The 10,946-nt window shown below is 36.8% G+C and carries 13 protein-coding genes; 6 read left to right on the top strand and 7 right to left on the bottom strand.

The features are described 5' to 3' along the window. A partial coding sequence (locus tag ACERJO_RS17450; RefSeq protein ID WP_373648308.1) for a transposase occupies nt 1-398 on the top strand: 398 nt, incomplete at its 5' end. A 123-nt stretch (nt 399-521) separates the two neighbouring features. On the opposite strand, the gene ACERJO_RS17445 is transcribed toward ACERJO_RS17450, so the two are convergent. The 5 genes from ACERJO_RS17445 to ACERJO_RS17425 form a co-directional block, all read right to left on the bottom strand. Then, nucleotides 522-890, bottom strand: coding sequence for a VOC family protein (locus ACERJO_RS17445; RefSeq protein ID WP_247107595.1), 369 nt, complete (start codon nt 888-890; stop codon nt 522-524). Between the two features lie 91 nt (nt 891-981). After that, nucleotides 982-1,449: a helix-turn-helix domain-containing protein gene (locus ACERJO_RS17440; RefSeq protein ID WP_373648307.1), complete on the bottom strand. Its 468-nt coding sequence runs from the start codon at nt 1,447-1,449 to the stop codon at nt 982-984. A 158-nt stretch (nt 1,450-1,607) separates the two neighbouring features. Then, a complete protein-coding gene (locus ACERJO_RS17435; RefSeq protein ID WP_373648306.1) occupies nt 1,608-3,068 on the bottom strand; it encodes an IS1182 family transposase in 1,461 nt (486 codons plus the stop codon). A 32-nt stretch (nt 3,069-3,100) separates the two neighbouring features. Then, a complete protein-coding gene (locus ACERJO_RS17430; RefSeq protein WP_373648305.1) occupies nt 3,101-3,526 on the bottom strand; it encodes a DUF6597 domain-containing transcriptional factor in 426 nt (141 codons plus the stop codon). 411 nt (nt 3,527-3,937) lie between these two features. Next, nucleotides 3,938-4,705, bottom strand: a complete 768-nt coding sequence (locus tag ACERJO_RS17425; protein ID WP_373648304.1) for a helix-turn-helix domain-containing protein — start codon at nt 4,703-4,705, stop codon at nt 3,938-3,940. A gap of 113 nt (nt 4,706-4,818) precedes the next feature. On the opposite strand from ACERJO_RS17425, the gene ACERJO_RS17420 reads away from it, so the two are divergent. From ACERJO_RS17420 to ACERJO_RS17405, 4 genes are all read left to right on the top strand, one after another. Then, a complete protein-coding gene (locus ACERJO_RS17420; protein ID WP_373648303.1) occupies nt 4,819-6,447 on the top strand; it encodes a GNAT family N-acetyltransferase in 1,629 nt (542 codons plus the stop codon). A 146-nt stretch (nt 6,448-6,593) separates the two neighbouring features. Further along, nucleotides 6,594-6,791 (top strand): hypothetical protein, encoded by a 198-nt coding sequence (locus ACERJO_RS17415; RefSeq protein WP_373648302.1) that lies wholly within the window; start codon nt 6,594-6,596, stop codon nt 6,789-6,791. 107 nt (nt 6,792-6,898) lie between these two features. Continuing rightward, nucleotides 6,899-7,246: a hypothetical protein gene (locus ACERJO_RS17410; RefSeq protein WP_373648301.1), complete on the top strand. Its 348-nt coding sequence runs from the start codon at nt 6,899-6,901 to the stop codon at nt 7,244-7,246. Between the two features lie 27 nt (nt 7,247-7,273). Next, entirely contained in the window at nt 7,274-7,474 is a 201-nt protein-coding gene (locus ACERJO_RS17405) for a hypothetical protein (RefSeq protein ID WP_247107600.1), read from the top strand. Between the two features lie 431 nt (nt 7,475-7,905). On the opposite strand, the gene ACERJO_RS17400 is transcribed toward ACERJO_RS17405, so the two are convergent. Beyond that, nucleotides 7,906-8,304 (bottom strand): NUDIX hydrolase, encoded by a 399-nt coding sequence (locus ACERJO_RS17400; protein ID WP_373648309.1) that lies wholly within the window; start codon nt 8,302-8,304, stop codon nt 7,906-7,908. A 342-nt stretch (nt 8,305-8,646) separates the two neighbouring features. Next, nucleotides 8,647-9,873 (bottom strand): peptidoglycan recognition protein family protein, encoded by a 1,227-nt coding sequence (locus ACERJO_RS17395; protein ID WP_247106470.1) that lies wholly within the window; start codon nt 9,871-9,873, stop codon nt 8,647-8,649. Between the two features lie 119 nt (nt 9,874-9,992). Here ACERJO_RS17395 and ACERJO_RS17390 point away from each other — a divergent pair, with 119 nt between their 5' ends. Beyond that, nucleotides 9,993-10,829: a mechanosensitive ion channel family protein gene (locus tag ACERJO_RS17390; protein WP_247106468.1), complete on the top strand. Its 837-nt coding sequence runs from the start codon at nt 9,993-9,995 to the stop codon at nt 10,827-10,829. Nucleotides 10,830-10,946 lie beyond the last annotated feature (117 nt).

Below are 10,946 nucleotides of genomic sequence, written 5' to 3'. Positions count from 1 at the left end.
CATGCCCAAACGGAAAAAAATTGACGTTCCGCTACCTATCGAATCGGAAAGATAAAAGTGGTTTTACACGAGCATTTAAGATCTACGAGTGTGATGATTGTTCAGGCTGTCCACTCCGTTCCCAATGCACCAAGGCTAAAGAAGGCCATAACCGAAAAATACAATACAATGAAAAATGGGAACAGCAAAAGGAATACATCAGACAAAAGCTTTCGAATGAGAAAACTGGCGAGATCTACGGTAAACGTAAGGTTGATGTGGAACCAGTCTTCGGATTTTTGAAGGCTAATTTGGGTTTCACTCGTATGTCAGTGAGAGGAAAAGAGAAGGTAAAAAATGAATTAGGATTTGCATTCATGGCGGTGAACTTGAGAAAGTACACCGCCATGAGCAGTTAAAGGGACAATAAATGACCAAGAATACAACTAAAAAGGTTCCGAACACCTTATTTTGATGATCGGAACCTTTTTCAGATTACTTTTTAGCTAGATTTGTCCCAGCCTCTATTTTGATCTAATCGGTTAATTGGGTGAATGTAATCCAAGTCTATTTCCTTCTGTATCAATAAACAATGCAAAATATCCACTTTCATCAGCGTGAAGAGTTTTTGGAACAACAATTTTCCCACCTTTTTTCTCGACCTTATCCAGTATGACCTGAAGATCATCTCCACCATCAAGATAGATGGTTACACCATTGGACGAAGGCGTAACCCCCTCTCCTTGAACTATGACTCCAAAAGTTATTTGTTCTTCAGTTGGGAATAATCCCATTTGCATATCTGAGAAATTCATTTTCTCGATTTTAATGCCCAAAATTGATTGATAAAACTCGATTGCTCGCGAAATTTCTGTTGCTGGAATCTCAAAAATGGAAACAAAGCTTTTCATATCAATGATCCTCCTTAAGATTAAGATTAAACCTAAGCATATTATAATCAATTTCCTCATTATATAATTGTAAAAATGAGACACTATTAAACTATTTGTAGAAAAGGGAGGAAAGAACCATATTTTTGTTCCCTAAAAACTCTTTTGGACTGATTCCTGTAAACTCCTTAAAGTCTTTAATAAAATGTGATTGGTCATAATATCCACTTTTATAAGCAATGTTAGTTAGGTTATCAATCTTTTCATTAAGCAATATTTTCAAGACAGATTGTAATCGGATAACTTTACCTAATTGCTTTGGGTTAATGCCAACTTGTTTTTGAAATTTTCTTTCTAGTTGTCTTCTCTTAGATAAGTCTTGCTTGAGAATCTCATTAATTTGTGTGCTTCCTTTTGTTGATAAAAGAATATCAATAGTAGTTTTTACAATATTATCAATGATTTTTTTCTCATTTAACCTATCAAAAAGAAATTTTTCAATGTATCCTATTCTTTCCTTAGTGTCCGTTGCCTTTATAATTTTTCGTTCTAATTCTTTTGCAGAAACCTCTCCAAACAAGAGCCCTAAAGAAGGCCACTGAAAAACTATGCTTTTTTAGAATCTGTCATTAATTATCCTCAAAAAAAGAACAAAAAATGTTCCAGAGTTGTCTTTGAACATTTTTTTGTTCTTTTTTTCATAGTTAACCACTAAATGATAGATATTTCCCTCTGCTTTTAGTTCATTAATTTTAGAATTCTCTTTACATTAACGGCAAATATACTGATGGCAGCTTGCATTTGCATGCCAAATAGACCTGAGGAGGATGCCGTTTCAAACCCATGTCTGTGTTTTAATTCACTATTTTTCGCTTCAATTTTATACCGTTCTTTGGCTCTGTCTTTAAAGTAATCACTCTCTTGAAAGTCAATATGGTCTTGGTGTGTATGCGACTTGATCGACACGGAGTATGTTTTGGTTTTAGCTCCTTCTTTGTAACAACCCTCACGAAATGGACATCGTTTACACTTTTCAACATCAAAGTAGTAGGATTCCACGTATCCATTCCCATCTACAAGGTGTTTATTCGATCTACTCTTACCTTTTCTAATACTCATATGCCCAGCCTGGCAAACGTACATTCCTGCATCTTTATTGTATTCAAATTTATTTGTATTGATTCTATTTCCGTGTGTTACGGTTTTACTTAATTTTGATATGAGTCGGATATTTTCTTTTTTGGCATATTCTAAATTTTCCTTCTCTGAATAAGCCGCATCCCCAATAACCTCTTCAACGTCTATACCCGCAGCTTTACTCTTTTCAACTAAATGTTTCAGTTCTTTTCCGTCGTGTTTTTCTCCCGTTGTCACTGTAGCTGCCATGATTAGTCTTTCTTCACTTAACGCGAGATGTGTTTTGTATCCGAAAAAAGATGTGTCCGCTGTTTTGTGACCTACTTTTGCTTCAGAATCCTGGGAGAAGGCCAAATGTTCTAAGTCATCACGTACGGCTTCCTTTAATAAATTTAACTTCTCTTTCACTTTTGGATAATGTACAAGAACCTCATTTTTTTCAATGACATCGATTAATTTTTGACTATATTCGATTTCATCTTCTAACATTCCGTTATTCACTTTTGAAGGGAATTGACTTTTCATGGTCTCGTCTACTTCGTAGACTGATTTTCTTAGTTTCTTCGAGTACTCTAGAAGTTGTTCTCTAGGAGATCTTTGGTTATAACGTGCTTTAGTATGGGTGGAATCCACAATAATAGCTTTATTTTTTATGATCTCTTTTTCAATGGCGATTTCAACGGTCTTATTAATCAATAAATCCAAAAGGTTTATATCTTGTAAACGCATTTTTCTAAACTTAGTTAGGGAACTTGGATTGATGACGCCTTCTTCAGGAGCCATACCTAAAAAGTACTTAAAAGACATATCATATTTAGAACGTTCAACAATGTCTACATCCGATAGATCAAACATCTTCTTTAGCAATAAATATTTAAACATACGAATAGGGTCAACCGCTCCACGCCCATTATCGTGACAATACTTAGTCGTTAATTCATCATAAATAAAAGAGAAGTCAATTAATTCATTAATCTTTCTCAAAACGTTATCTTTTGGAACAATTAAATCATAGATTTCCAGATATGGACTTAAAACCAGGTTGGATTGGCTCTTCAACATAGTATCCCCTACTTTTCATTGATACTTAAATTTTACAATAAAAACGGCATAACCCCTACATTTTTTTGTAGAGGATATGCCTTTGTAATTTTAGGGACTTTTTCAGTGGCCTCCCCTAAAGGGGTTTCTTTGTTAACTAATTCTTTTATGGGTTCTGAAATGAAATTTGCAAAACCATAAGGGTAAAAACTTACTGCAAATGTATTGACATATCCTATCGGTTGATTATAAAAAGGTTCAATTGTTTGTCCAAGTACCATAGCTCGAGGGTGTATAATAAAATCATCTTTCGAGGTGTATCGTTTAATATCATCCCCTAGAATGAAAGCCATTTCAATACAACCATCGGGTATAATCCGTTGTTTTTGCGAATTTTCTTCAGCAGATGCTTCTAAAGTCCAATAAAAATTAACCAAAGATTCTAAATCCAGATGAGGTCTAAAAGTTTGATAGTTCATTAATCGCTCCTTCTAATTCACTCTGTACGGGGGCATAAGGCCTTATGGACTAGTTCCCGCAGAGCAAATAATCATCGTTTTTCTAACTGAAAATTTTATCACTAAAAACTCTGAAAAGCTTATATCAAGCCTTCTAGAACATACACCTCTATTTTCTAGACATAAAAATTTGATTTCAATAAAAAATTTGCAGCGTCGTAGTTAATCCAATTTTTTTACTAATTCATCGTAAATAATCTTCCATTGTCCCTTTAACTCACTTTCGACTTTTCTTTCAAATCTTAAGGTAATTGATTCTCTAAAAAACAGTCCCCTTCTTCAATCGAAGTCATTCCTAAACTCTCTGCAACTTTTATTAACTCAATACGCATAATTAGTGATCGCTTACCATAATTGTTTTAATTTCTTTCATCAATCCCTAATTAGCATTTGTAATTCTATAGATAGCTGGTCATTGTAAAACATAGCTATATCAGAATTTTCTATTCTGATCAATTGACCCTCCAACTTTATTTTGTTACTTTGGGCATATTCAAAAAAATACTCAATCGCATTTCCTAACTCATTTTTATCTTTAATTAAAATGTGATAAGAGAGGTATGATCCTTTTTTAAGGATAAAATCCCCCGGATTACAAGATTCTAAGCAGAAATACCAATGCTCTTCATCTATTAAAGTAATAAAATCATTACTATAAATATTATCTAGTTTATTTGATTTATATAACAGGTTGTAGATATTTCTAGCATCAAAAGAGAAAGTTAAATCGTTTTTTTGTAAAAGAGATACATGTCTTTCAGGGATGCTTTTCATGGTAAAATTATTCAAATACTCTTGACTAGACTTTGCTTTCGTTATTATCCTTTCCGTTACATCTTTAATAATTTGTAGGTCTCGAATTTGCTTTTCAATTTCTGTTACCGATTTTTCTAATGCCTCCATATAATCATCTGGAGAATAAGTAGTAAACTGCTTTTTAATATCAGAAACAGAAATGTTTAAGCGTCTTAACAACAAAATGTGAGAGAGGGTGTAGATTTGATTGATCCCATACATACGATATCCATTTTCATCAATATAGCTTGGAAGTAAAATGCCTTTTTCCTCAAAATATCGAATCTGATGAGTAGAGACATCCATTAGATTTGCAAATTCACCGATGGTAATATCTTTTTTCATATTTTTCACTTCTCCTATTGACATTGGGTCAGACCTAAGCTTCATACTTAGAGTACAATTACATGTAAGTTTAATCAAGTTAATTGAAAGGTTGATTATAAAAGGAGAGCATAATGAAGCGTAATATTGAAATTCGTTTAGGTTTCCATGAAAGAGACCGAAATGCGGTGGCCATCCTTTACGCCCAGGCTTTTTTTCGGAAATTTGAGAAAGTGATTGGAAAACCACAAGAGGTAGTTGCCTTACTCGAAAGAGGCCTCAATCCGGACTATTGTCTATGCGCTTATGATGAAAATCATCACCTTCTGGGCATAGCAGGATTCCACATCGGGAAAAAGGCACTCATTGATTTATCGCTAAGTGATTTTATCACTGTATTCGGACCAGTAAAAGGCGTAGCAAAGGCTCTTTTAGCCGGTATACTTTTTCACAGAGCCGCTAAAAGTAAGCAGGAGTTGTTGATGGATGGGATTGCCGTCGAAGAAACAGCAAGGGGCACTGGCGTTGGGACCCTCTTATTTCAAGGCCTCTTTGATTTAGCCAAAGAAAGGGGATTTTCATCGATTGCCCTTGATGTTATCGATGAAAACCCAAAGGCCAAAGCACTGTATTTACACTTAGACTTTAAGGCCAATCAATACACGCGCATTCCCTGGCCGATTTCTAGTCTAATTGGGGTGACCGGCGTCACGCACATGGTACACAGCTTCATTCCTATCAAAGTACCAGCCAAACTGATGGGAATCAAGGCGCTAGTAGTTCTCTTCATCCTAGTCGGAGCTTTTGTTCTATGGCGTTTTGATACAATGGATTTACATGCTCATAAACATGTTGAAATCTCTTTTGAATCGCAGGAAAATCAGCTTTATGGTACGTTATATCTTCCGAAAAATGAAGGCCCATATAACATCGTTTTTTTCGTCCATGGCGATGGACCGCAAGATCGCACGGGAGCTGGCGAGTACCACTTTATCATGAATGCTTTGCTCCGCGAAGGCTACGCTTGTTTTTCATACGATAAAGCAGGTGTTGGTGCATCGGAAGGAAACTGGTTGAAACAAAATATGACCGATCGATCAACCGAAGTCTTGGAAGCGATTCATGTCATAAAGGAGAATGTTGAAATCAATAAGATTGGTGTAATGGCTTTTTCACAAGGTGGGTGGGTTGTTTCTGAACTGGCACTTGTAGATGCACCTGTGGATTATTATGTGGTTATTGGAGGGGCCATTGATTGGTCAGATCAACATCTATACTATTCCACGCAACAAGCTATTAAGCGAGGTTATAGTGAAGCGGAAACCGAGGAATACCTGGCTTACATTGAAACAGGCAATCGCTTTATAGCCATTGGCGATTATGATTCATATCGCCAATGGGTTGAAAATCATGCCTATGGCACACCGATGAGCAAAGACCGTTTTGAGTTTGCCTTGCTTAACCAAGAGGCTAACGCTATAAATGGAATATACGCCATTGATGTTCCCTTTTTAGGACTATTTGGCGAAAATGATCTCAATGTAGACAGCCGTGAAAGTTACGAGACCTATAGAGCTATTTTCGAGCAAACGGGGCATACTCATACAAAACTTTATATGGTTCCAAGCGCGAACCATGAGCTTCTCAATGAAAGGTACAATCAAAAACGACATCGTCTGACCTTAGATGCCTTTTTAATCGGTGATAAAATCTACGCAGCAAATGCGATTGAGTGGATTCTAGAATTCCTCAGCCAGTTTTAGTGACGCATGGCATAGAGGTGCGTTAGATATAGTAATTAAGGTATTTCAGAATACATGTCATTACACTAGATTGTAAACATCGGCACTTAATATCGAAAAATTAGAGTACCTAATACTAAAAAAAATTTGCAGAGGAGGATATAATTATGTCAAATTTAACCAAAGTCACACGTCTAGGAGGCTATGCCACTCTCGGTATGACGCTGTGCTATCTTAGTATGTTTATCATTTTCTTTGTTCTGATATCGGTTCCGGCAGGGCTTGATACCTTAGGCATGATAGAATTTCTTCAGGAAGGTCAATTGTTGTTTGCCATAAGCTATACTATAGCCTTGGTTATCTAGTGTTTGGCGTACTATTAGCGATAACATTGCAATCGTTACAACACTCATTGCCAGTTGAAAATTCTGCGTTAGCGAGTTTGGCAGATAGATTTGGAAGCATCTGGGTTATGTTGATGATGGCATCAGGCATGACTTACTTGATTGGCATGGATAGGCTAATTCATCTCGTCAGCATTGATCCAGTACAGGCACAGGCCCTCTACCATAGCTTAGGGCTGATAACCGAGGCGTTGGGTGGAGGAATTGAGTTAGTCGGTGGGCTCTGGGTGCTATTACTTAGTATTGCAGGTCTTAAACAAAACTGGTTACCGAAAACACTGCATCTGTTAGGGCTTCTGATTGGTTGCATAGGCATCTTGACGGTTATGCATATCGTGCCTTACTTAAAAGACGCATTTGGTTTGTTGCAGCTTATCTGGTTTATATGGTTGGGTGTTTTGTTGCTAAAACACTAACTTTAGAAACTAAAAGGAGACAATTCTATGAGAATAATAAAATTACTATTTACACCTCAATACGATAAGTATGATGGCATACGACCAATTAATATTTATGCCATGAGATCCATATATGGGTTAATGTTCTTTTTGATGGGTAGTGATGCTTGGAGATATATTCTCAGTTATGATGGTGTTTGGGAGATCGATTCAGCAATGAACTGGAGTGTATGGGGGGGCGTTTAGTTTGCTGGCATTCATTGAACTTTTTCGGACTGTGGAAATGATCCCAGTTATGCTACTAGAAATACTTTATAAGTCCATTTGGCTCATTTTAGTTGCCCTTCCTCTTTATCAATCTGGCAATCTTTCAGATCAAGCTACTGATGGTATGTTGTTTCCATTTCTCCTTGTGATTTTACCAATTCTCGCAGTCCCATGGGGATATGTTTTAAAGAAATATGTGCTCTTTAAAAAGTATGATATATCAAACAAGTGTAAGTTTAAAATAAAGTTTAATCAAAAACACCTTCCAAACCCATATATTTACGTTAAATTTAAGAACCCGTTTTGAAAAAAGATTGATCAAAACGGGTTCTTCAATTATAAAACATTGCACATTGTATGAAAGAAAGTTTAATCATTTTCTCCGACCGTTCTTCAACTAAAGCAACCCTTTACTTGAATAAGCCTTGAACCTTTTCAGCAACTTCTTTAGGTTTAACATCAATAGACGATAAGTTATTTAAATCAATCCACATAGGTAAATATGTTCCTCTGTCTCTATTTTCGTCTATGTACTCTTCACCTTGTCCGGTTCCGAATTCCCCATCAATTATTTCAGATAAGAAAAAGTATTGGGTTCCGTTGAATTCGACCTCTGCAATGCAGTCATTCACCTTAACTTCTACACCCAGTTCTTCCAGTGCTTCTCGTTTAGCCCCATCTACTGGTGTCTCGCCATTTTCTATTCCACCACCGGGAAAAACATAATAAACATTTCCCTCTCTAATTCTTTTGATTAGTCCAACCCTATTATTTTCTACAATTACTACCGAGGCTCTATTTCGCAATATCTTAACCCCCCTAATCAATAAAGTCTTATTAAAGAATGCTGCTTCGTTAGTTTAAGTGAATTTATTCACAATAATCTCGTTTTTATATGATTCAGTATACAGTGAACTATTTAATTATGTTAACTGTTACATCAAGAAAACCCCTCTAGATAAAATCTAAAGGGGGAAAACGGTACAACTTTTTTACAAACGGTATATCTTTTTTATAAACGGTACGACTTTATTTAAAATCTACCCCTTTAGATAATCATATCTAAAGAGGTAAAGCTTCGCAACTTTCTTTAAAACATCGTGACTTTCTTCAAAACATCGCATCTTTTTTATAAACATCGCAACTTTATTTCAAAGCCACAACAGTCTAGCCCACGTTTGCGGACCGACAATCCCATCCACCGTTATACCTTCAGCTCTTTGAAAATCTCGAACGGCTGTCTCAGTTTGAGGTCCAAATAAACCATCGGCCGTTATACCTAACTCTCTCTGAACTCTTCTAACATCTTGCCCTCTCATATACGGTGATTGAATAGATAACAACCGCTCATAACCAACTCCATTCTCACTAATGCGATCTAAGGCTCTCCACGTCTGCGGTCCAACGATCCCATCCACAACAATGTTTTGATCTCTTTGAAATGCTTGCACTCTCCTCTCTGTTTCTGGACCGTATAACCCATCTGGTACAGCCCCTACTTTCTCTTGCACCTCTCGAACATCCTCACCTCTCATCATAGGTCGTAACAGTCTTAGCAGCCTTCTTGATTCTTCTTCATACATAGTACTATTTTCATCTGGTTCATCAGTGGGCGAAGCAAGTTCTCGTTCATCATTATGTTCAAAGCGATCTAATTGTTCCCTCGTTTGTGGACCGACAACTCCATCAACTGTAATGGCAGCAGTCCGCTGGAAACGAATAACCGCATCCTCTGTTTGTGAACCATATATACCATCAAGAGGGCCTGGATTAAAGCCTAGTTCATCTAATCGTTGCTGTATTTCCTTTACATCGCTCCCTCGATCTCCTATAGAAAGAATCGTTCGTTGTTGCTGATCATTTGTAAAACTTTTATCTACTTCTATTTCCTCGTATGAACCACCTCTTCTAGTAAGACGATTTCGAAAGTTTTGCATATTAATTGACGGACATGGTTTCCAAGCATATCCAGGAAATTCATCATGTCCCCAAACATTATCTACTGAAATGGCTAAGTCATCCATTAATTTCCTTGTAAGTCGAAGTGTTGCTTGCCGTTGTTCCTTAGTTAATGTTTGTGTCCGAAAGTCACCTACCATACATATCCCAATCGCATACCTATTGCTATTACCAACATGGTAGCTAACAACCTCGATATCATGACAATGGCTAATCTGACCATTACGATCTACGACATAATGGTAACCAATACCGGGCCAACCTAGCTCATTGACGTGATACCTTGCAAAGGCTTCTGCACTACCGGAAGTTGTTGCACTATGATGAATCGCTATGTTACGAATTGTACTTCTTGGCCTTCTCCGGTACGAACTTGTTTGGCTTCGTAAGAGAGTATTCCTTTTATCAACGATTTCCATTAATCATCACCTCATTATTTATATATATCGGTTGGTCTATTTATTGGTGATTAATTGACGCAGAACTTAACGTTTAATATGATAAGAATCGGTTATAGTTAATATGGGAGGAGATTTTTATGGAACAGTGGTTGAATCAACTAACGGAAGAAGGATTTTTACTTGGTATTCTAACAATATTAGGTCAAATGGTTTTAGCAATTCTAGCCTTTCTAATCGCTCGCTCAATTGGTAAGCGACTAATTACGAGTGCGTTTACGAAAATGCAATCGGAAAAGGACATGAGTGTCGGCAGAGTCAAAACATTAGAGAAACTAAGTGTCAATGCTTTTTCATATGTACTCATTTTCATTTTCATCACTATCATTATTAGTATTTTTGGTCTTGATGCTACTGGATTAATTGCCGGTGCTGGTGTTATCGGTTTAGCGATTGGTTTTGGTGCTCAAGGACTTGTTAGTGATGTCGTCACAGGATTTTTTATCCTGTTAGAAAAGCAAATTGACGTAGGGGATTATGTGACAGCTGGTGGAATAGATGGTATTGTTGAAGAGGTTGGACTTCGTAATACGCAAATGAGAGGATTTGATGGAACTCTTCATTACATACCTAATCGTGAAATCGGAAGTGTCAGCAATCATTCACGTGGAAATATGAGAGCGTTAGTTGATATTAGCATTTCTTACGATGAGAATATTGATGAAGCGATTGCCATCATGCAATCTGCTTGCGAAAAGGTAGCAAATGAAGATGAGACGATCATAGAAGGACCTGATGTCATCGGAGTACAAGGACTCGGTGATTCAGATGTTGTTATTCGTATAATCGCCAAAACAGAAAACATGCTCCAATGGGCAGTGGAAAGAAAATTACGAAAAGCCATTAAAGAAGCACTTGATGCGAACAACATCGAAATTCCATTTCCACATCAAGTTTATATCGAAAAGAGCCATTAACTTGTATGGATATTTGCAGCCTAATTTGCGTTTCACTCGATTTTCTGTAAGAGGAAAATTGTCGGTAGAAAACGAAATGGGTGTTGCGCTAATGGCAGTGAATGTAAGAAAATTCAC

Source organism: Halalkalibacter sp. AB-rgal2 (assembly GCF_041821005.1).
GTDB lineage: Bacteria > Bacillota > Bacilli > Bacillales > Bacillaceae_D > Halalkalibacter.
Note: the sequence above shows the minus strand (reverse complement) of the source record. Positions and strands in the feature narration are given on the sequence as shown.